The sequence below is a fragment of the Latilactobacillus sp. genome (assembly GCF_033176295.1).
Classification (GTDB): domain Bacteria; phylum Bacillota; class Bacilli; order Lactobacillales; family Lactobacillaceae; genus Latilactobacillus; species Latilactobacillus sakei.
This window is the reverse complement of sequence record NZ_JAMQEX010000019.1, coordinates 20,362-42,201: the sequence shown is the minus strand read 5'-3', so window position 1 is coordinate 42,201 and position 21,840 is coordinate 20,362. Positions and strand designations below refer to the sequence as shown.

Here is a 21,840-nt window from a genome sequence, read left to right as displayed (position 1 = left end):
TTCGACTCCTACTGGGTGCATATAACGGGAAATAGCTCAGCTTGGTAGAGCACCTGGTTTGGGACCAGGGGGTCGCAGGTTCGAATCCTGTTTTCCCGACTGGATACAAAAAGTTAATAAAAAATGCGGAAGTAGTTCAGTGGTAGAACATCACCTTGCCATGGTGGGGGTCGCGGGTTCGAATCCCGTCTTCCGCTTTTTTTGTACCCGTAAATAATTAAATAACTCTCCGGGAAGTAGCTCAGTTTGGTAGAGCACTACGTTCGGGGCGTAGGGGCCGCAAGTTCAAATCTTGTTTTCCCGACTCTCAAAGACTTGTTGTCGAACAAGTCTTTTTTTGTGCAGTTCTTCAAACTTTCCTTTTGAACGAATAATCGTTATAATAATAGTCAACGTTAGTCAAAGTTAAATTTTTAGACTGAATTATAAGCGCTGAAGAATGAAAAAAAGGGATTGATCTATTTGCAAAGTCAGAATATCTCGGATATTATTGAAGCCTATTTAAAAAAAATATTGGCTGACAGCGAGCAGATTGAAATTCGACGCTCCGAAATTGCTAAACTATTTAACTGTGTCCCGTCACAAATCAACTATGTGATTAATACTCGGTTTACAGAACAACGAGGGTATGTCGTCAATAGTAAGCGTGGCGGGGGCGGCTACATTCGCATCGTTAAGGTTCAATTCTTAGATGATCGCGACTTTTTAGAAGCGTTGATTGGTAGTGTTGAGGATCGAATCTCGCAAGCCGATACATTAGCTATTATCCAAAAACTCTATGATGAGCAGATTTTATCGCAAAAAGAGGGGAATTTGGTATTAGCAATGCTAAATGCGCAGACATTAGCCGTCAATGATAAGCAGTTAGAAGAGCAATTACGCGCACGAATGCTAATTGCTGTCTTAGAAAGATTACGTTACGAAATTAAGTAAAGAGTGGGGGATTATCCATGAATAATCTATTTACACCAAGTGCCAAAAACGTTTTAATGTTAGCGCAAGAACAAGCTAAGAAGTTTAATCATCATGCATTAGGGACGGAACATCTGTTATTAGCGCTCGTCCTCGAAAGCGAAGGGATTGCTGGGAACGCACTACGTGAACTCGGTGTGACACCCACTGATGTCTTGGAAGAAATTGAACGCTTAACCGGTTATGGTGATTCAATCGTTGCCATGGGTGTGGGCGGCTATTTGCCATACTCACCTAAAGCCAAACAAGTGCTGGATTTAGCGCGCGTTGAATCACAACAAGCTAACTCAGTTAAAATCGGGACGGCACACCTATTATTAGCGTTATTACGCGATGATGACATTATTGCGGCCCGTATTCTATTAAACTTAGGCCTCAGTTTAGCCAAAACACGTCAATTATTACTCCAAAAGATGGGGATTGATGCTGCAACTGCTAAGAAACGCGCTAAAGCCAGTGCTAAAAAGGTTGATCAAGAAGGCACGCCTACTTTGAATCAATTGGCACGCGATTTAACCCAAATGGCCCGCGAAAATCAAATTGATCCAGTCGTTGGTCGTGATTCAGAAGTTAAACGACTCGTGCAAATCTTAGCGCGTCGATCTAAAAATAATCCAGTTTTAATTGGCGAACCCGGTGTCGGTAAAACGGCGATTGCTGAAGGCTTTGCCCAACGGATTATCAACGGTGATGTGCCAAGCGACATGCAACAAAAACGGTTAATGATGCTTGATATGGGCTCATTAGTCGCTGGCACTAAGTATCGTGGGGAATTTGAAGATCGTCTCAAGAAGATTATTGAAGAAATCCATGAAGATGGCCAAGTAATCCTCTTTATCGATGAATTGCATACCTTAATTGGTGCTGGTGGGGCAGAAGGCGCAATTGACGCCTCAAACATCTTGAAACCCGCCCTCGCCCGTGGCGAATTGCAATTAATCGGTGCAACAACGCTTGATGAATACCAAAAATACATCGAAAAAGATGCAGCCTTAGAACGGCGTTTCGCGACGGTGACGGTTGATGAACCAACACCAGAAGATGCGGAACAAATCTTACACGGGTTACGACCACGTTATGAAGAACATCACGGCATCACAATTTCTGATGAAGCATTACACGAAGCCGTTATTTTAGCGAACCGTTATATCACAAACCGTTTCTTACCTGATAAGGCAATTGATTTGATGGATGAGGCGGCTGCAAAGGTCAGATTAGATGCTGTTAACCAAAAATCACCAATCGATCGCTTAGAAACTGAATTGCAATCGTTGGCGAAAGAAAAAGAAGTCGCAGTTGGTGCACAAGACTTTGAAAAAGCCGCTGCCATTCACGAAAAAGAAATTATTGCTAAGGCTAAAATGGCTAAGCGCCAAGCAGCCGAACAAGAAAATGGTGTCCGGACAGATATTCAAGTCCAACCAGAAGATATCGCACAAGTCGTTGCCCAATGGACGGGTGTGCCAGTCACTCAATTGCAACGTAAAGAAAGCGAACGCTTGTTGCAACTTGAAAAAGTCTTGCATGAACGCGTTGTTGGCCAAGAAGAAGCGATTTCAGCTGTGGCCCGTGCAATTCGTCGGGCCCGCAGTGGTTTGAAGGATCCTAAGCGCCCAATCGGTTCATTTATGTTCTTAGGCCCTACTGGGGTTGGGAAGACCGAATTGGCCAAAGCATTGGCAGAAGCCATGTTTGGGTCTGAAGACAACTTGATTCGGGTTGATATGTCAGAATACATGGAACGTTACAGTACGAGTCGTTTAGTCGGGGCAGCACCTGGTTACGTCGGTTATGACGAAGGTGGCCAATTAACTGAAAAAGTCCGCAATAAACCTTATTCCGTTGTTCTTTTTGATGAAGTTGAAAAGGCTCATCCAGACGTCTTCAATATCCTGTTACAAGTCTTAGATGATGGTTATTTGACAGATTCTAAGGGTCGGAAAGTTGATTTCCGGAATACAATCATGATCATGACGTCTAACTTAGGGGCAACAGCCTTACGTGATGACAAGTCAGTTGGTTTTGGGGTCAAAGATGTCACTGCCGATTACAAAGCAATGCAAGGTCGGATTTTGGAAGAATTGAAGAAGTCATTCCGCCCAGAATTCTTAAACCGAATCGACGAAACGGTGGTCTTCCATTCATTAACACAACCTGAATTGCGTGAAATCGTCAAGATTATGTCCAAAGGCATCTTAAACCGCTTAGCGGAACAAGGTGTCAAGATCAAGATGACTGCTGCAGCGATGGATGTTGTGGCTAAAGCCGGCTTTGATCCAGAATACGGTGCGCGCCCAATTCGCCGTGCATTACAAACGCAAGTTGAAGATCGCTTGAGTGAAGCCTTATTGGCTGGTGAAATCACGACTGATACACCAGTGACAATTGGGGCTACCAAAGGTGAAATTACCATTAATAGTAAAAAAGAAAAAACAACTGTTAAATAAAAGTGAGTACCAGCAACATTAAAAAGCGCCCAGACAAATTGATTTTGTCGGGGCGTTTTTTTAGTGTTATTAATGATCCGGTTGAATCGTTAGTAATGTTTGGAGTTGTTCGATTTCGGTTTTGATGGCTGCGCCGATATTGGTTTGACTCACTCGTTGGCGTTGGCTAACTTGGTCGATGACTCGCCGTGTTGAGATGATGTCTTTCATATTAGCAATCGCATCCGCCTTGGTGGTGAAGGGTTGGTGGGTCACCAGCTGCATCCCGTAAGAATTATAGAGTAAGGTAAAGCCACCGATACCAGTTGTGTGGTGGTAAGCTTTTGAAAAGCCACCATCGATCACAATCATTTGGCGGTTGGCCATAATGGGGTCGTGGCCTTTTTTAACTGGCGTGTGGCCGTTTAGGATATGGCCGGTTTCAGGAGAAAGGTTGAATTCGCTAAGGAGCTGCTGAATAAAATCAGCGTCGTGACGCAAACTGTAATAGGCGTTCTTAGTTTCAACGTGGGTTTCGGGATCTGGGCAGAAGTAACGTTCAAAGGTCGTCATCGCGTTTTTACCAAAGAGTGGTGACAACGGCCCCGTCCATAGATACCACAATAAATCCGTCGAGAGGTTTGCTTGGTGTAAGGGGTGGTTAAAGCTCGAGCGAATTTGCTGATCGAAGAAATCGAGTAACTGTTTGCCGGCATAGTGTTGATTAGCGAGGGTCAATGTCAGGAAGTGCCCTTCAGCATCGACGGGCAAGCAGCCGTGGAAGAGTAAGTTTTGATTGTAAATGCGGTACATACTACCGTGATCAATTAAAAAGGTCAGGTGTTTGCGTAACTTCTGACAGCGCGTGAAGGCGGCCAGTAAATCCGCGATGATTTGGCTTTCTTCCGCCGTTAAAGCTTCGGGGTTCTCGGGATCAACCAGTTGGAAACAGGTGTTTTCTAGTGGGTATTCCTGTCCGTTGAGGTGCAAGATGCGGCGTTTAAAATCGACTTGCGACAATAGGAGCCGGTGATCCATGTTGAATTCGGGATGGCGTTTAATCACCGTTAACTCGAGTTTGAATTGCATGATAGCCAAAGCTTGTTGGACCTGGCTAATTTTTAGTTTTTCCGCACGTGTCAGCGGGCCTTGGTTGGGATCTTCAACCGGCATGAAGGCGGGATTGGCCTGATAGTGTTGGGCCGCAAAACGGACCAAGTTGCTTAAATCAATCCCGTAGGTTTCTTCAATGATTGCGAGGTTATTATAACGGGCACAAATTCGCAATAAGTTTAGTAAACAGAGTTCAGAACCACTGGCTGCACCGAACCATAAAATATCGTGATTCCCCCATTGGACATCGACCGCAGGCAATTGGGTTAACTGGTCAACAATCAAATCGGGATGAGGGCCCCGGTCGTAAATATCACCGATGATGTGCCATTGGTCAACAACGAGGCGCTGAATTGTGTGACTTGTGGCGATAATTAACGCGTCGGCTTGGCCTAATTCAATAATGGTCGCGGTAATTTCTTGGAAGTAACGCTTTTTATCAACGTTGGCGACATCGCCGTACATTAATTCTTCGGTAATGTAGACGAAGTCGGGGGCCATCGCTTTACGGACTTTAGAACGTGTGTATTTTGTTGAAACGAATTTAAGCAGGTCAATCATCCGTTTAAAAGTCGTCAGGTACCACTGATTTAATTCATTCTCTGAGAGGGCCTGGTGTTTGAGCGCCAATCGTTCAGTTGGATAGTAGACGAGAAAAGCGAAGGCCTGCATCGTCTCGGGGGTCATCTCACCAGAGAAGAGTTCATTGATTTTTTGGCGTAAGTTACCAGCGCCGGTCCGAATAAGATGCTGGAAGGCATCGTATTCACCGTGGAGGTCGCTCATAAAGGCCTCGGTCGGTTTAGGCAAGTTTAAGATGGCCTTGAGATTGATGATTTCAGAAGTGACGGCCATTTTTGTTGGGTATTTATCGGATAGCGTTTTCATTTTATTGTTTATCATGAATAAGACTCCTCCATAAACTGATAGTTTAAATTATACCAATTTTACGATTGAATGTTAAGTTTATTATTTAGCTTAATATTTTTGTCTATACCAATATAAAAAGACGGCTAAGATTAGCCGTCTTTTTAGAAGCGTTATTTAACGTCTTGGATGCTACCATCAGCATGTCGTTCCACTTTCATCTGAGTCATTGGAATGTAACCGAGTTTTGGCACAAGTGTTTTTTGAACGTCTTTAGATTGAAGGTAATGGATAAATTTAGCCGTTTGGTAATTAGGCGCACCCTTTGTATAAGCGTGTTCGTAAGACCAGATAGGCCATTGGTTCGTGAGGACGTTTTTAGTGGTTGGTTGAACGTTATCAAGTGCGACAGCTTTCAAACCATCCTTAATATAAGGAAAGGCAAGGTAACTAATGGCCCCAGGTGTTTGACGCACGATTTTTTGAACAGTACCAGATGAGTCTTGTTCTTGGCTGGTCATGACTTTATTCGTTTTAAGACCGAGATTTTCGAAAGTTTGGCGTGTGCCGCTACCTTGTGCGCGGTTAACGACGGTAATTGATTGGTCAGGGCCGCCAACTGCGTGCCAGTTCTTAATTTTACCAGTGAAGATGTCTTTTAGTTGTGCCTGTGTTAATGATTTGATACCGAGTTTTTCGTTCACGACGGGGGCAATTGCGACGACTGCGACCTTGTGATCAACAAGTTTCTTAGCGTTGATACCGGCTTTTTCTTCCGCAAAGATGTCAGAGTTACCGATTGTGACACTACCATCGCTGACTTGTGCAAGGCCGGTCCCGGAACCGCCACCTTGAACAGTGATATCGATGCCAGCGTGTTTTGTTTGATAAGTTGCCCCAGCTTGTTCAACAAGGGGTTGCAGTGCCGTTGATCCAACCGCTGTGATTTTAGCCGACTGTGCTTTAGAATCACCTTGACTTGCTTGTTTGCCTTGACAACCCGCTAATAAGAGGGCGATAGTGCCGATCGATAGTAATACTGTGCTTATTCTCTTCATAATTAAGCCTCCCAGCCTGAATTAAGGTACAAACAAAAGTATAGCGAGCCAGTGTAAAGATTGACCCGTAATTACTGTAAAGATGGTAAAAGTAATGTGATGAAATTGTAAAAATGCATATCAGACTGCTAAAAACGGTTTCTTTGTTATAGTAGAGTTATTAAAACAAGGAGGTATTCAGATGACTTATTCAGAACAGGCACAAACCGGTAAGAAGGAATACGCGGCACTCAAAGAAGCGTCGCCCGAAGTGATGGGGGCGTTTGGTGACTTGCACAAGGCTAACGTCAAAGATGGTGCCTTAACGGTGAAGGAAAAAGAATTGATTGCATTGGGGATTGCGATTGCGACTCGGTGTGAAGGCTGCATACTCAGTCATATGAATCGCCTCATTAAAGAAGGCGTTAGTCGGGATGAAGTGATCGAAACGATCAACACAGCAGTTATGATGTCGGGTGGTCCTGGTACGGTTTATGGGGGCAAAGCATTGGCCTATTTCGACGAGCGTCAGTGATTGACTTTTTATAGGAAATAAGGTATATTATCAAGTAACTGCGAAAATCCGTAGAAAAATTTATTGTGCTGATCTATTGTCCAGCACGGTATTCATGGAAAACAAAAATAGTGAGGCTGATTTTAATCAAGCAAATCAACTATTTTTGTTTTTTTTCTGCTTAAAAAGTCGAAAATATGGCAATGTAATCTTTTCTTAATCTTTGTCACATTTTCGTAACATTAAGTACTGCGGAAAACTTATAGAGGGGTGAACAATTTGGCAGGACACTTAGTCAATTACGGTAAACATCGGACACGTAGAAGCTATGCACGGATTAAAGAAGTGTTGGAACTACCAAACTTGATCGAAATCCAATCTAATTCCTATCAATGGTTTTTAGACGAAGGGCTTCGTGAAATGTTTGATGACATCATGCCAATCGACGATTTTGCTGGTAACTTATCATTAGAATTCGTTGATTATCAACTTCTTGAACCTAAATATACGGTCGAAGAAGCAAGACAACATGATGCCAACTATTCAGCACCATTACACGTTACTTTGAAATTAACAAACCATGAAACTGGTGAAATTAAATCTCAAGACGTCTTCTTTGGGGACTTCCCATTGATGACAGACCAAGGGACTTTCATTATTAATGGTGCAGAACGTGTTATCGTTTCTCAATTAGTACGTTCACCTGGTGTTTATTTCAACAGTGCTATTGATAAAAATAGCCGGACAACTTACGGCACAACTGTCATCCCTAACCGGGGTGCTTGGTTAGAATTTGAAACAGATGCTAAGGATATTGCATACGTTCGTATTGATCGGACACGTAAGATTCCAATGTCTGTTTTAGTACGTGCTTTAGGTTACGGGTCTGATCAAGAAATTATCGATATCTTGGGCGACAACGATTCATTAATGTTGACGTTAGAAAAAGATATCCATAAGAATACTGACGACTCAAGAACGGAAGAAGCTTTGAAAGATGTCTATGAAAGACTTCGCCCAGGCGAACCTAAGACAGCTGATAGCTCACGTTCATTACTTTTTGCCCGTTTCTTCGATGCTAAACGTTACGATTTAGCTTCTGTTGGTCGTTACAAGATCAATAAGAAATTAAGCTTGAAGACACGTTTATTGGGTCAAACATTGGCTGAAACATTGGCTGATCCTGACACAGGCGAAGTAATTGCTGCTAAAGATACTGTTGTTGATCGTCAAGTAATGGATGCCTTGGCACCTTATTTGGATCAAGAAGACTTCAAAGCTGTTACTTACCAACCTTCTGATGAAGGCGTCTTGCCTGAACCAATGACACTCCAAGTCATTAAAGTTTACTCACAAAAGACACCTGATAAAGAAATTAACTTAATTGGTAATGGTCATATCGATGCCAAAGTGAAACATGTGATTCCTGCTGATATCATCGCTTCAATGAACTACTTCTTTAACTTACAAGAAGGTTTAGGTTCAACGGATGATATTGATCATTTAGGTAACCGTCGTATCCGTTCAGTTGGTGAATTATTACAAAACCAATTCCGGATCGGTTTATCACGGATGGAACGTGTGGTTCGTGAACGGATGTCAATCCAAGACACAAGCACCGTAACACCACAACAATTGATCAATATCCGTCCAGTTGTTGCTTCAATCAAGGAATTCTTCGGTTCATCACAATTGTCACAATTCATGGATCAAACCAACCCACTTGGCGAATTGACGCATAAACGTCGTCTATCTGCCTTAGGACCTGGTGGTTTGACTCGTGACCGTGCCGGTTATGAAGTTCGAGATGTTCACTATACGCATTATGGTCGTATGTGCCCAATCGAAACACCTGAAGGCCCTAATATCGGTTTGATCAATAGTTTAGCTAGCTACGCTGTTGTTAACCGTTATGGCTTCATTGAAACACCATATCGTCGTGTTAGTTGGGATACACATGATGTTACTGATAAGATCGACTATTTAACAGCCGACGAAGAAGATAACTATGTCATTGCGCAAGCCAACTCACCATTAAACGATGATGGTTCATTCGTTGATAACACGGTCTTGGCCCGTTACAAGGATGACAATATCGAAACATCAATCGACAAGTTAGATTACATGGACGTTTCGCCTAAGCAAGTAGTTGCTGTCGCTACGGCCTGCATTCCTTTCTTGGAAAACGATGATTCAAACCGTGCCTTGATGGGTGCTAACATGCAACGTCAAGCTGTTCCTTTGGTTAACCCACATGCACCACTTGTTGGGACTGGGATGGAATACAAAGCAGCCCACGATTCAGGGATTGCTTTATTAGCACAACATGCCGGAACTGTTGAATATGTCGATGCGAAAGCTATTCGTGTTCGTCGTGAAGACAGCTCATTAGATACGTACGAATTAATGAAATTCCGTCGTTCAAATGCTGGTAAAAACTACAACCAACGCCCAATCGTTGCAAAAGGCGATCACGTTGATGTTGATGAAATTATCGCTGATGGACCAGCTATGGAAAAAGGCGAATTAGCCTTAGGTCAAAACCCATTGATCGCTTTCATGACTTGGAATATGTATAACTACGAAGATGCTATCGTTCTTTCAGAACGCTTAGTTAAAGAAGATTTGTATACATCAATTCATATTGAAGAATACGAATCAGAAGCACGTGATACAAAACTTGGACCTGAAGAAATCACACGTGAAATTCCTAACGTTGGTGAAGATTCATTGAAGGATCTTGACGAATTCGGGATTGTCCGTGTTGGTGCAGAAGTTAAAGACGGCGACATTTTAGTTGGTAAGGTAACGCCTAAGGGTGTGACAGAATTATCAGCTGAAGAACGTCTATTGCATGCTATCTTCGGTGAAAAAGCCCGCGAAGTTCGCGATACATCATTGAAAGTACCTCATGGTGGCGGCGGTATTATCCAAGACGTTAAGATCTTTACGCGTGAAGCTGGCGATGAATTATCACCAGGTGTTAACATGATGGTTCGTGTTTACATTACACAAAAACGTAAGATCCAAGTCGGCGATAAGATGGCTGGACGTCATGGTAACAAAGGGACTGTTTCAATCGTTGTTCCTGAAGAAGATATGCCATACATGCCAGATGGTACCCCAGTGGATATCTTATTGAGTCCCATGGGTGTGCCTTCTCGTATGAATATCGGACAAGTGCTTGAATTACATCTTGGGATGGCTGCTAGAAACTTAGGTATCCATGTTGCAACACCTGTCTTTGATGGTGCGCAAGATAAAGATTTATGGGATGCTGTTCGTGAAGCAAACATGCCTTCTGATGGTAAGAGCATTCTTTATGATGGTCGGACCGGTGAACCATTCGATACACGTGTGTCAGTTGGTGTCATGTACTACATGAAACTAGCCCACATGGTTGACGATAAACTTCATGCCCGTTCAATCGGACCATACTCACTTGTTACGCAACAACCATTGGGTGGTAAAGCACAATTTGGTGGCCAACGTTTCGGTGAAATGGAAGTTTGGGCCCTTGAAGCTTACGGTGCCGCTTATACCTTACAAGAAATCTTAACTTACAAGTCTGATGACGTTGTTGGTCGTGTGAAGACATACGAAGCAATCGTTAAGGGTGAACCAATTCCAAAACCTGGTGTACCGGAATCATTCCGAGTATTGGTTAAAGAATTACAATCACTTGGTTTAGACATGAAAGTCTTAGATATCGATAATCAAGAAATTGAATTGCGCGATATGGATGACGATGATGACGATGTTGTTAACGTTGATGCCTTATCTAAATACGCAAAAGAACAAGAAGAAAAGAAAGCGCAACAAGAAGCTGAAAAAGCACAAGCAGCAAGTGCAGAAGATCCATCAGCAGAATAAGCGTTTGATATCGGATTAGTAGAGTGCGTAAAACACTTGACTATCTTACAAATAATGAGGAGGTCGCCCTTTGATAGATGTCAATAAGTTTGAAAGCATGCAAATTGGTTTAGCATCTTCAGACAAAATCCGTAGTTGGTCATATGGTGAAGTTAAAAAGCCAGAAACAATCAATTACCGTACCTTAAAACCTGAACGCGATGGCCTTTTTGATGAAAGAATCTTTGGCCCTACAAAAGATTGGGAATGTGCTTGTGGTAAGTACAAACGGATTCGTTATAAAGGAATCGTCTGTGACCGTTGTGGCGTTGAAGTTACACGTTCAAAAGTTCGTCGCGAACGCATGGGTCACATTGAATTAGCAGCGCCTGTTACACATATCTGGTATTTCAAGGGTATTCCTAGTCGAATGGGTCTTGTCTTAGACATGAGCCCTCGTGCTTTGGAAGAAGTTATTTACTTCGCATCATACGTTGTTATCGACCCAGGTGATACAGCACTTGAAAAGAAACAATTGATGACAGAACGCGAATACCGTGAAAAATTAGATGAATATGGCAACAAATTCAACGCCAAAATGGGTGCTGAAGCCATTAAAGAATTGTTACAAGACGTTGATCTTGAAGGCGAAGTCGCTGAATTGAAGGAAAACTTGAAGTCAGCTCAAGGCCAAAAGAGAACACGTGCTATCCGTCGTTTAGACATCTTAGATGCCTTCCGTAAGTCAGGTAACCGTCCTGACTGGATGGTAATGGATGCTATTCCAGTTATTCCACCGGATTTACGTCCGATGGTTCAACTTGAAGGTGGCCGTTTTGCAACTTCTGATTTGAATGATTTGTATCGTCGGGTTATTAACCGTAACAACCGTTTGAAACGCTTGTTAGACTTAATGGCACCAAACATCATCGTTCAAAACGAAAAACGGATGCTTCAAGAAGCCGTTGATGCTTTGATTGATAATGGTCGTCGTGGCCGTCCAGTTACTGGACCTGGTAACCGTCCATTGAAGTCACTTTCACACATGTTGAAAGGGAAACAAGGTCGTTTCCGTCAAAACTTACTTGGTAAACGTGTCGATTATTCTGGTCGTTCAGTTATCGATGTTGGCCCTACATTGAAGTTCTATCAATGTGGATTACCACGTGAAATGGCACTTGAATTGTTCAAACCATTTGTGATGCACGAATTGGTTAAACGCGATATGGCTTCAAATATCAAGAACGCTAAACGTAAAATTGATCGTCAAGACGACGATGTTTGGGACGTTTTAGAAGATGTGATCAAGGAACGCCCAGTTCTATTGAACCGAGCACCTACATTGCATAGACTTGGTATTCAAGCCTTCGAACCAATCTTGGTTGACGGTAAATCAATCCGTCTTCACCCATTAGCTTGTGAAGCTTACAATGCCGATTTTGATGGGGACCAAATGGCTATCCACGTACCTTTATCTGACGAAGCACAAGCAGAAGCAAGAATGTTAATGCTTGCCGCTCATCATATCTTGGCACCTAAAGATGGTAAGCCAATCGTTACACCATCTCAAGATGTTGTTTTAGGGAACTACTACTTAACCCTTGAACAAAAAAATCGTCTCGGCGAAGGCATGATCTTCAAAGATACAAACGAAGTCTTGATGGCTTATCAAACTGGCCACGTTCATTTGCACAGTCGGATTGGTTTATCAGTTGCTGATATGGCTAACCGTCCATTTACAGATGATCAACGTCACAAGATTATGGTAACGAGTGTTGGTAAAGTGATGTTCAACGAAATCATGCCAGCTGACTTCCCATATTTAAATGAACCAACAACAGATAACTTAATGAATGGTGTTCCTGACAAGTATTTCATCGACAACGGTGAAGATATTCATGATTACTTGACTGGTGCACCCGTAATCTTACCATTTAAGAAAGGTTTCTTAAGTGATATCATTGCGCAAGTCTTCAAGGTATATAAGGTTCAACGGACATCTGATTTATTGGATGACATGAAGACCTTAGGTTACGTTCAAGCGACTCATGCTGGTTTAACAGTTGGGGTTGCCGATGTGCCGCAATTACCTGAAAAACAAGAAATTGTTGATGACGCTCATAAGAAAGTTACAACGATTTCTAAACAATTCCGTCGCGGTTTGATCACAGATGAAGAACGCCATGCGCGTGTTATTGAAATTTGGAACGATGCTAAAGATGATATCCAACAACGTTTAACGGATTCATTTGATCCAACGAACCCAATCTCAATGATGTCTGATTCTGGTGCCCGTGGTAATATCTCTAACTTTACGCAACTTGCTGGTATGCGTGGCTTGATGGCCGCTCCTAATGGTGGGATGATGGAAGTTCCTGTTACATCAAACTTCCGTGAAGGCCTCTCTGTCATGGAAATGTTTATGTCTACCCATGGTGCCCGTAAAGGGATGACTGATACGGCTCTTAAGACTGCCGATTCTGGTTACTTAACACGTCGTTTAGTTGATGTTGCACAAGATGTTATCATTCGTGAAGAAGATTGTGGTACTGATCGTGGTCTTCTTATTCACTCACTTCGTGAAGGTAATGAAATGATCGAACCATTGTATGACCGTCTTGTCGGCCGTTGTGCAATGAAGACGATTGTTAACCCAACAACCGGTGAAGTAATGATTGCTAAGAACCAATTGATGGATGAACAGCTTGCTCAAGCTGTTGTTGATGCTGGTGTTGAAGAAGTGACAATTCGTTCCGTCTTCACATGTAACACAAAACACGGTGTCTGCAAGAAATGTTACGGTCGTAACATGGCTAACGGCGAAGAAGTTGAAGTTGGCGAAGCAGTTGGTACTGTTGCTGCCCAATCAATCGGTGAACCTGGTACGCAATTAACAATGCGTAACTTCCATACTGGTGGGGTTGCTGGTGGTGAAGATATCACTCAAGGGTTGCCTCGTATCCAAGAAATTTTTGAAGCACGTAATCCTAAAGCTATCGCTACTATCACTGAAGTAACGGGTGAAGTTGTTGCGGTTGAAGAAAACCCAGCAGAACACACACGTGAAATTACGGTTCAAGGCGAAACTGATACACGTTCATACAGCGTGCCTTATACGTCAAACATCATTGTTAGCGAAGGCGACATGATTCATCGTGGTGAAAAAATCACTGGTGGTTCTGTCGATCCTAAGCAATTAATTAAAGTTCGCGATGTGTTATCAACTGAAAACTATCTCTTGCATGAAGTACAAAAAGTTTACCGTATGCAAGGTATTGAAATCGGCGATAAACACGTTGAAGTTATGGTCCGTCAAATGTTACGTAAAGTCCGTGTCATGGACCCAGGTGATACAGAAATCTTACCTGGTACATTAATGGATATTAGTGAATTTACAGACCGTAACCACGATACCTTAATTAGCGGTGGCGTACCTGCTACTTGTCGTCCTGTCTTGCTTGGTATTACTAAAGCATCATTGGAAACAAATAGTTTCTTATCAGCCGCATCATTCCAAGAAACAACTCGTGTCTTAACGGATGCTTCTATCCGCGGTAAGAGTGATCCATTACTTGGTTTGAAAGAAAATGTTATCATTGGTAAGATTGTCCCAGCTGGTACTGGTATGGCGAAGTATCGTCATATGGAACCTAAGACAGTCGGTGCTGTCTCAGAAAATGTTTACTCAATCAGTGACATTGAAGCACAAATGAAACAAGAAGAAACAAAAGAATAAAGAAGTGCGATTAAAGGCGGTTATATTCCGAGCACTAGCATAGTCTGGTGAATAAGCGACACAGTCGCTTATTCGACGGACAGCGCTAGGCACAGGAATATGCCTTTAAATGCACGTTAAAAAGAGGTCCCTCGGGGCCTCTTTTTGTCTACCAAATTAAAAGGAGCTTTCAGATGACAACCATTGATTATGCCAAAACAGCCCTAGTGGTGATTGATTTACAACCTGGCATTGCGGACCGCCCAACACTCGCACCTCATGCGGGTGAAACGGTCGTTCAAAACGCCCAACAACTAATCGAAGACTTTGAAGCGCACCAAGGTTTTGTTGTCCTCGTAAATGTTGGCGTCACAGACGGCCAAGATCAACTAACGCCTAATTTAGGTGAACGGACACCTGACTATCGCCAACCATCACCGCTACTGAACACACGTTTATTAGCAGAAATTGCGAACTATAAAAATGCGCATCAAATTACAAAACGCCAATGGGGAGCCTTCTACGGCACCGACTTAGACCTTCAATTACGTAGAAGAGGGATTGAAACCATCGTCTTATGTGGGATTTCTACAAATATTGGCGTAGAATCAACGGCGCGTGATGCGTTTGAACATAACTATCACCAAATCTTCATTGAAGATGCAATGACCGCCAGCACGGCGATTGAACACCAACACAGCTTGCAATATATTTTCCCGAGAATGGGGCAAGTGATGTCTACGGCATCGTTTTTGGAAAAGAAATAATCATTATTGTGGTGTTTGTAGGAGTATTATCACCACTCCCATCGATATATAGGGAATAAAAGGAATCTGGCGCGTCGCTTGTTTAGGCGATGGCCAGATTTTTTTGATGCCTTGAAATAGAATACAGATTAAACAGGCTGCTAAGAGAATTCGCAAAACGGATTCAAGGCCGACCCACAACGTTAGGATAGTGAGTAACTCGACATCGCCAAAACCAAAACCAGACGCCCAGTAAGTGGTGAGCAACAGCCCGCAACAAAAGACGATGGCTCCTAGCCAATGATTCTGTGGCCAATACAAATAGAAGAGGGGCGCCAGTGATGCGAATAAGGGGATTGGATAGAGAATATAGTAGAAGAGGTCAACGAGACTGATGTAAAAAAGAATCACGAGTAAATAAGCGAGGTCCCAAGAAAGGGATTCGCTAAAAATGAAGCAGGCCAATAGACCACCAATTAGTTCGCTGAATAAAAAAGTGGGCTTAATCTGAGCATGACAAGTGCGGCAGTGGCCATGTAAGTATAAGTAGCTGAATAGTGGTAATAAATCATACCAAGCCAGTGGTTGCTGACAGCAATCGCAGTGCGAACGTGGTGTGATAATGGACTTTTCGATGGGTAAGCGCCAGGCGCAAACTGTTAGAAATGAGGCGCAACAAGCACCGCTATAAAAGATGATTAAATAAAGTAACATAAGTGAAGCCTCCTTACTCTTAAACTACGGTAAAAGGACGTTGCTTTTTTCAGAAAAGTAGCCGAAATCGAGTTGACTTTCGATTTTTTGCATGCTATTCTTATAGATGTGCTTTTTACGGAGGTTTTCTGGATAACAGACATGCTGACTGACGTCTAAAAATGCATCACAATTCGCGCAATCTAGGTTGCCATTTTTTTATCACAAAAAAAGAACCACCTGGATGTGTGGACTTGAAACTTAAAAATAACTTTCAGATCAAGGAAGGAGGAACCTTCAAATGCCAACAATTAACCAATTGGTACGTAAGGGTCGTAAATCAAGAACTTCAAAGTCTGATGCACCTGCATTAAACTTTGGCTACAATAGTATGAAGAAAAAAGCTACAGATAATCCAGCACCACAAAAACGTGGGGTCGCTACTCGTGTCGGTACTATGACACCTAAAAAGCCTAACTCTGCTTTACGTAAGTATGCTCGTGTGCGCTTATCTAACTTAATCGAAGTCACAGCTTATATTCCTGGTATTGGTCATAACCTACAAGAACATAGTGTTGTTCTTATCCGTGGGGGCCGTGTTAAGGATTTACCTGGGGTTCGTTATCACGTTATTCGTGGTGCTTTAGATACAGCCGGCGTTGACGGTCGTATGCAAAGCCGTTCTAAATATGGTACTAAGAGACCTAAAAAATAACACACAAAAAAATTTGAAAAAGTCGATTGAAGTTTAAATGACACTGTGTGTTACTTCAAGGACTTAAATATCTTGAGGAGGTTATCAGGATGCCAAGAAAAGGCTATGTTGCAAAACGTGACGTTTTACCTGATCCAATGTACAATTCTAAATTGGTTTCACGCTTAATCAACCGCTTAATGATTGATGGTAAACGTGGTACAGCGTCAACAATCTTATATGACGCATTTGATATTATTAAAGAAGAAACTGGTAATGAACCATTAGAAGTGTTCGAAGAAGCTATGAACAACATCATGCCAGTACTTGAAGTTAAAGCTCGCCGTATCGGTGGTTCTAACTACCAAGTGCCAATTGAAGTTCGTCCAGAACGTCGTACAACTTTAGGTTTACGCTGGTTAGTAAGCTACGCTCGCCTACGTGGGGAACATACTATGGATCAACGTCTTGCACGTGAAATCATGGATGCTGCCAACAACACTGGTGCTGCTGTTAAGAAACGTGAAGATACACATAAAATGGCTGATGCCAACCGCGCATTTGCACATTATCGCTGGTAAGATTATCAAGGTTGGCTATTGTATGTTTTTTAAAAAATCATATAATGGCCTCTTGTTGTCTTTAGGTTAATATTCGAGAGGAGTAACATTCACTTATGGCAAACAAACGTGAATTTCCGTTAGACAAAACGCGTAATATTGGTATCATGGCACATATTGATGCTGGTAAAACAACTACTACAGAACGTATCTTGTACTATACTGGTAAAATCCATAAGATTGGTGAAACACATGAAGGTGCTTCACAAATGGATTGGATGGAACAAGAACAAGAACGTGGGATTACAATCACATCAGCTGCTACAACTGCTGAATGGAAAGGTAATCGAGTAAATATCATTGATACACCAGGTCACGTTGATTTCACAATCGAAGTTGAACGTTCATTGCGTGTTTTAGATGGTGCTATCACTGTCTTAGATGCTCAATCAGGGGTTGAACCTCAAACTGAAAATGTTTGGCGTCAAGCTACTACTTATGGTGTACCTCGTATTGTTTTCGTTAATAAGATGGACAAACTTGGCGCTAACTTTGATTATTCAATGACAACATTGGAAGATCGCCTACAAGCTAACGCACATGCCGTTCAAATGCCAATTGGCGCTGAAGATGAATTCCAAGGCGTTATTGATTTGATCGAAATGCAAGCTGATATCTATGACGAAGATGAATTAGGCGCTAAGTGGGATACAGTTGACGTACCTGCTGACTACCTAGAACAAGCTACAAAACGTCGTGCCGAATTAGTTGAAGCTGTTGCTGATGTTAATGACGACATTATGGACAAGTACTTAGAAGGCGAAGAAATTTCTAAAGAAGAATTGAAAGCTGCGATCCGTCAAGCAACTATCGATTTGAAATTCTTCCCAGTTTTCGCTGGTTCAGCTTTCAAAAACAAGGGTGTTCAAATGTTAATGGATGGTGTTGTAGATTACCTACCATCACCATTAGACGTACGCCCTTATAACGCTAAAAACCCAGAAGACGATTCAGAAGTTGAATTGATGGCTGGCGATGACAAACCATTTGCTGGTTTAGCATTTAAGATTGCTACTGACCCATTCGTTGGTCGTTTAACATTCTTCCGTGTTTATACTGGTACATTACAATCTGGTTCATACATCTTGAATGCAACTAAAGACAAACGTGAACGTGTTGGTCGTTTATTACAAATGCATTCAAATCACCGTAACGAAATTCCTGAAGTATTCTCTGGGGATATCGCTGCTGCAATCGGTTTGAAGAATACAACAACTGGTGATTCATTGACTGATGTTGATCATCCATTAATCTTGGAATCAATGGAATTCCCTGACCCAGTTATCCAAGTTTCTGTTGAACCTGAATCAAAAGAAGATCGTGATAAGTTAGATCTTGCTTTACAAAAACTTGCTGAAGAAGATCCTACATTCAAGGCTGAAACCAACAATGAAACAGGCGAAACGCTTATTTCTGGTATGGGTGAATTGCATTTGGATATCATGGTTGATCGTATGAGACGTGAATTTAAAGTGGTTGCCAAAATTGGTGAACCTCAAGTTGCTTACCGTGAAACATTCACAAAACAAGCATCTGCACAAGGTAAATTCGTTCGTCAATCCGGTGGTAAAGGTCAATATGGTGACGTTTGGGTTGAATTTACACCTAATGAAGAAGGTAAAGGCTTCGAATTCGAAGACGCTATCGTCGGTGGTGTTGTTCCTCGTGAATACATCCCATCAGTTGAACAAGGCTTGAAAGAATCAATGGCAAACGGTGTCTTAGCTGGTTACCCATTGATTGACGTTAAAGCTAAGTTATATGATGGTAGTTATCATGATGTCGATTCTAATGAATCAGCATTTAAGATCGCTGCATCAATGGCATTGAAGAACGCTGCTAAACAAGCTGGCGCTGAAATCCTTGAACCTATCATGAAGGTTGAAGTTATTGCTCCTGAAGAATATCTTGGCGATATCATGGGACAAGTAACTGCTCGTCGTGGTGCTGTTGAAGGTATGGAAGCACGTGGTAATGCCCAAATCGTTAATGCAATGGTTCCATTGTCAGAAATGTTTGGTTATGCGACAACATTACGTTCAGCTACACAAGGTCGTGGGACATTTACAATGGTATTTGACCACTACTCAGCTGTTCCTAAGAGCATCCAAGAAGAAATCATTAAGAAGAACGGTGGCCAATAAGCGAATCGTTCGTCAGAACGGTCGTTTGACCGCATTAATTGCTTAATATCGTTTTTTGTGACTGGGTTGCTGTCAAAGGCAACTCGGTTTTTTAGTTGTGAGCGATGTCATTCTTTTACAGTTTCATAATTGAATGTTCACATTTTGTTCACAACTAATTGTTATTCTTTATATATCAGATAAATTCCTCCCAAGAATCATCTGATTTTGTTAATTTTGTGTGGTAGCTCTCCCTAGAAAGAATTAACTATCGCAAGCAACACCAATGAGTTATAGTTCAATCGGTAGAACGAACCATCATTTGAAATTCCTCCCAAGAAAATCGAGTCGGCTCACTTAGTATTAAGTTGGAGACCTGTGTTTAATTGCTTTCGAAGGCACGATTAAAACGGCGCAACGATATTAAGGTGATCCGAATAAGATGGTTGATGTAGGTTCAACTCCTACTAACTCGATTGCCACCGCCCTGGCATAACATTTTTTAGCGTTTTTTTCGAAACATAACAAACAAAGAAAGCCACCGCCAATTTTGAATTGGCGGTGGCTTTTATATTTTATAGAAGAAAAGTGCTAAATGATTGTTGCGCCTAAACTGTTTTTGAAATGTGCCAGCGCCCATTCCTGACCGTTTGGCGTGAAGGTGGCGACGGCTTTTTTGTGGATCGTCAGGGGATAATTCAGGTTATAAGCCGAAACGGCTGTGTGCAGCACGCAAATGTCGGTGCAGACACCAGTTAAATGCAAATCGGTAATCTGCCGTTCGCGTAAGAAGTTATCAAGATTAGTGTTCGCAAACGCAGAGTAGCGATTCTTGGCGAATGCGTAGACGTAGGGGCTGTCTTGGTGTTCGGCATACCAATTAGCTAGTGGACCATAAAAAGCGCGTCCACGGCTATCCACGAGGTTGTGAGGCGAAAAGAGTTTAGCTTCTGGATGGAAAGGGTCGTTTGCAACATGTAAGTCAGTTGGTAAAATAATAAACTGTTTTTTGGCCAAGAATTGGTCCGCAAGTGTTACAATGGTAGATGCGATGTCTTGAGCCGGCTTACCAGCCGTTAAGGCACCGTCTGGGGCGACGAAGTCATTCGTGTAGTCGATGATCAATAACGCAGCTTTATCCATTGGAAGAGGCCTCCTGAGGTTTGAAATTAACTTTAGTTTAACGAAAACCGATGGAAAAGGCTACTAACATGCTGTTGACGTTTTTGTAATGAAAATGTCATGAAAAACTTTGATAAATCAGCAAAAAAGGGGTTGCGTTATCGCGCTCTATCTTGTAAGATATATAAGGTGCTATTTCTATAGCAGAGGTTTGCACACATGGGGGTCGCAAGATACCCCGAGTAGCTAAGATGTGAGAGGTTGCGACACACCCGGCCGCTTTGCCATGGGCGGGCGTGCCGGAAAAATTTTCACGGAGCTAGTCTACTTTTAAAATAGACGAAGGAGGGAAAAACATGGCAAAACAAAAAATTCGTATTCGTTTGAAGGCATTCGAACACCGTATTTTAGATCAATCAGCTGATAAGATTGTGGAAACAGCAAAGAGAACAGGAGCTTCAATCTCTGGTCCAATCCCATTACCAACTGAAAGAACTTTATACACAGTTCTACGTTCACCACATAAGCACAAGGATTCACGTGAACAATTTGAAATGCGTACTCACAAACGTTTAATCGATATTGTTAACCCAACACCTAAGACAGTTGATTCATTGATGAAACTTGACTTACCTAGTGGCGTTGACATCGAAATCAAGCTTTAATTAGCATTATCCAAATAAAAAATAATTGAAAAGAGGTGTTACCATGACCACAAAAGGAATCTTAGGTAGAAAAGTAGGTATGACACAAGTCTTTACTGAAAACGGTGAATTAATTCCCGTAACAGTTATCGCAGCAACTCCAAACGTTGTTTTACAAGTTAAAACAAACGAAACAGACGGCTATGAAGCCATCCAAGTCGGTTTTGAAGATAAACGCGAAGTCTTGTCAAACAAACCTGCTAAAGGTCATGTAGCAAAAGCAAACACTACTCCTAAGCGCTTCATTAGAGAATTCAGAGATGTCGCATTAGGAGATTACGAAGTAGGAACAGAAATCAAAGTTGATACTTTCGCAGCCGGCGACGTCGTTGACGTTACTGGTGTAACGAAAGGTCATGGTTTCCAAGGTAACATTAAAAAAGACGGACAATCACGTGGGCCTATGGGTCACGGTTCTCGTTACCACCGTCGTCCTGGTTCAATGGGTGCTGTTATCAACCGTGTCTTCAAGGGTAAATTATTACCTGGACGCATGGGTAACAACCAACGTACTGTTCAAAACCTTGTGGTTGTAAGTACAGACGTTGAAAAGAACGTTATTCTTGTTAAAGGTAACGTACCAGGCGCTAAAAACTCAATGGTTACAATTAAAACAGCCGTTAAAGCTCATAAATAATCTGA

Annotated in this window: 15 protein-coding genes and 3 tRNA genes; 14 read left to right on the top strand and 4 right to left on the bottom strand. The window is 42.2% G+C overall.

The genetic code is table 11. The features are described 5' to 3' along the window. Positions 1–25 precede the first annotated feature (25 nt). The 5 genes from NDN60_RS08880 (at position 26) to NDN60_RS08860 (ending at position 3,419) form a co-directional block, all read left to right on the top strand. Positions 26–99, top strand: a tRNA-Pro gene (locus NDN60_RS08880). Between the two features lie 26 nt (positions 100–125). Then, positions 126–197 (top strand) — tRNA-Gly (locus NDN60_RS08875). Positions 198–230: 33 nt separating this feature from the next. Next, positions 231–304 (top strand) — tRNA-Pro (locus NDN60_RS08870). Positions 305–462: 158 nt separating this feature from the next. Beyond that, positions 463–933, top strand: coding sequence for a CtsR family transcriptional regulator (locus NDN60_RS08865; protein WP_016265729.1), 471 nt, complete (start codon positions 463–465; stop codon positions 931–933). Between the two features lie 17 nt (positions 934–950). Continuing rightward, positions 951–3,419, top strand: coding sequence for an ATP-dependent Clp protease ATP-binding subunit (locus NDN60_RS08860; protein WP_056948136.1), 2,469 nt, complete (start codon positions 951–953; stop codon positions 3,417–3,419). Positions 3,420–3,488: 69 nt separating this feature from the next. On the opposite strand, the gene NDN60_RS08855 is transcribed toward NDN60_RS08860, so the two are convergent. Continuing rightward, positions 3,489–5,414 carry a fructose-bisphosphatase class III gene (locus tag NDN60_RS08855; protein WP_056948138.1) on the bottom strand — a complete coding sequence of 642 codons (1,926 nt, stop codon included), beginning with the start codon at positions 5,412–5,414 and terminating at the stop codon, positions 3,489–3,491. A 137-nt stretch (positions 5,415–5,551) separates the two neighbouring features. Further along, positions 5,552–6,436 carry a phosphate ABC transporter substrate-binding protein PstS family protein gene (locus tag NDN60_RS08850; protein ID WP_061827363.1) on the bottom strand — a complete coding sequence of 295 codons (885 nt, stop codon included), beginning with the start codon at positions 6,434–6,436 and terminating at the stop codon, positions 5,552–5,554. A 181-nt stretch (positions 6,437–6,617) separates the two neighbouring features. On the opposite strand from NDN60_RS08850, the gene NDN60_RS08845 reads away from it, so the two are divergent. The 4 genes from NDN60_RS08845 to NDN60_RS08830 all read left to right on the top strand — a co-directional run bounded on the left by NDN60_RS08845 (position 6,618) and on the right by NDN60_RS08830 (position 15,263). Continuing rightward, on the top strand, positions 6,618–6,950 hold the full coding sequence (locus NDN60_RS08845; RefSeq protein WP_011375458.1) for a carboxymuconolactone decarboxylase family protein: 333 nt from the start codon (positions 6,618–6,620) through the stop codon (positions 6,948–6,950). A 258-nt stretch (positions 6,951–7,208) separates the two neighbouring features. After that, complete coding sequence (gene rpoB / locus NDN60_RS08840) at positions 7,209–10,802, top strand: DNA-directed RNA polymerase subunit beta (RefSeq protein ID WP_099947767.1); 3,594 nt, start codon at positions 7,209–7,211, stop codon at positions 10,800–10,802. 70 nt (positions 10,803–10,872) lie between these two features. Then, positions 10,873–14,517, top strand: a complete 3,645-nt coding sequence (rpoC, locus tag NDN60_RS08835; RefSeq protein ID WP_056948144.1) for a DNA-directed RNA polymerase subunit beta' — start codon at positions 10,873–10,875, stop codon at positions 14,515–14,517. A gap of 173 nt (positions 14,518–14,690) precedes the next feature. Further along, on the top strand, positions 14,691–15,263 hold the full coding sequence (locus NDN60_RS08830; protein ID WP_056948146.1) for an isochorismatase family protein: 573 nt from the start codon (positions 14,691–14,693) through the stop codon (positions 15,261–15,263). 3 nt (positions 15,264–15,266) lie between these two features. Here the strand turns inward: NDN60_RS08830 and NDN60_RS08825 are convergent, their stop codons facing one another. After that, the gene (locus NDN60_RS08825) at positions 15,267–15,956 is read right to left on the bottom strand and encodes a prepilin peptidase (RefSeq protein WP_056948148.1); all 690 of its coding nucleotides are present in this window, start codon (positions 15,954–15,956) and stop codon (positions 15,267–15,269) included. A 280-nt stretch (positions 15,957–16,236) separates the two neighbouring features. Here NDN60_RS08825 and rpsL point away from each other — a divergent pair, with 280 nt between their 5' ends. The 3 genes from rpsL (at position 16,237) to fusA (ending at position 19,393) form a co-directional block, all read left to right on the top strand. Beyond that, positions 16,237–16,650, top strand: a complete 414-nt coding sequence (gene rpsL / locus NDN60_RS08820; protein ID WP_004270179.1) for a 30S ribosomal protein S12 — start codon at positions 16,237–16,239, stop codon at positions 16,648–16,650. An 89-nt stretch (positions 16,651–16,739) separates the two neighbouring features. Next, a complete protein-coding gene (gene rpsG / locus NDN60_RS08815) occupies positions 16,740–17,210 on the top strand; it encodes a 30S ribosomal protein S7 (RefSeq protein ID WP_004270185.1) in 471 nt (156 codons plus the stop codon). Between the two features lie 95 nt (positions 17,211–17,305). Beyond that, complete coding sequence (fusA, locus tag NDN60_RS08810) at positions 17,306–19,393, top strand: elongation factor G (RefSeq protein ID WP_016265721.1); 2,088 nt, start codon at positions 17,306–17,308, stop codon at positions 19,391–19,393. Between the two features lie 570 nt (positions 19,394–19,963). Here the strand turns inward: fusA and NDN60_RS08805 are convergent. Beyond that, entirely contained in the window at positions 19,964–20,515 is a 552-nt protein-coding gene (locus NDN60_RS08805) for a cysteine hydrolase family protein (RefSeq protein ID WP_056948150.1), read from the bottom strand. Positions 20,516–20,850: 335 nt separating this feature from the next. Between NDN60_RS08805 and rpsJ the strand changes: the two genes are divergently transcribed. Then, positions 20,851–21,159 (top strand): 30S ribosomal protein S10, encoded by a 309-nt coding sequence (gene rpsJ / locus NDN60_RS08800; protein WP_011375450.1) that lies wholly within the window; start codon positions 20,851–20,853, stop codon positions 21,157–21,159. Positions 21,160–21,202: 43 nt separating this feature from the next. Further along, positions 21,203–21,835, top strand: a complete 633-nt coding sequence (gene rplC / locus NDN60_RS08795; RefSeq protein WP_011375449.1) for a 50S ribosomal protein L3 — start codon at positions 21,203–21,205, stop codon at positions 21,833–21,835. The last annotated feature ends 5 nt before the right edge of the window (positions 21,836–21,840 follow it).

What these genes read in the sequence shown, in the direction of transcription:
- NDN60_RS08860 (WP_056948136.1), top strand. Translation starts at nt 951, where the DNA reads ATGAATAATCTATTTACACCAAGTGCCAAAAACGTTTTAATGTTAGCG.
- rpsG (WP_004270185.1), top strand. Translation starts at nt 16,740, where the DNA reads ATGCCAAGAAAAGGCTATGTTGCAAAACGTGACGTTTTACCTGATCCA.
- fusA (WP_016265721.1), top strand. Translation starts at nt 17,306, where the DNA reads ATGGCAAACAAACGTGAATTTCCGTTAGACAAAACGCGTAATATTGGT.
- NDN60_RS08805 (WP_056948150.1), bottom strand. Translation starts at nt 20,515, where the DNA reads ATGGATAAAGCTGCGTTATTGATCATCGACTACACGAATGACTTCGTC.
- rpsJ (WP_011375450.1), top strand. Translation starts at nt 20,851, where the DNA reads ATGGCAAAACAAAAAATTCGTATTCGTTTGAAGGCATTCGAACACCGT.
- NDN60_RS08850 (WP_061827363.1), bottom strand. Translation starts at nt 6,436, where the DNA reads ATGAAGAGAATAAGCACAGTATTACTATCGATCGGCACTATCGCCCTC.
- rpsL (WP_004270179.1), top strand. Translation starts at nt 16,237, where the DNA reads ATGCCAACAATTAACCAATTGGTACGTAAGGGTCGTAAATCAAGAACT.
- NDN60_RS08845 (WP_011375458.1), top strand. Translation starts at nt 6,618, where the DNA reads ATGACTTATTCAGAACAGGCACAAACCGGTAAGAAGGAATACGCGGCA.
- NDN60_RS08830 (WP_056948146.1), top strand. Translation starts at nt 14,691, where the DNA reads ATGACAACCATTGATTATGCCAAAACAGCCCTAGTGGTGATTGATTTA.
- rplC (WP_011375449.1), top strand. Translation starts at nt 21,203, where the DNA reads ATGACCACAAAAGGAATCTTAGGTAGAAAAGTAGGTATGACACAAGTC.
- NDN60_RS08855 (WP_056948138.1), bottom strand. Translation starts at nt 5,414, where the DNA reads ATGATAAACAATAAAATGAAAACGCTATCCGATAAATACCCAACAAAA.
- NDN60_RS08825 (WP_056948148.1), bottom strand. Translation starts at nt 15,956, where the DNA reads ATGTTACTTTATTTAATCATCTTTTATAGCGGTGCTTGTTGCGCCTCA.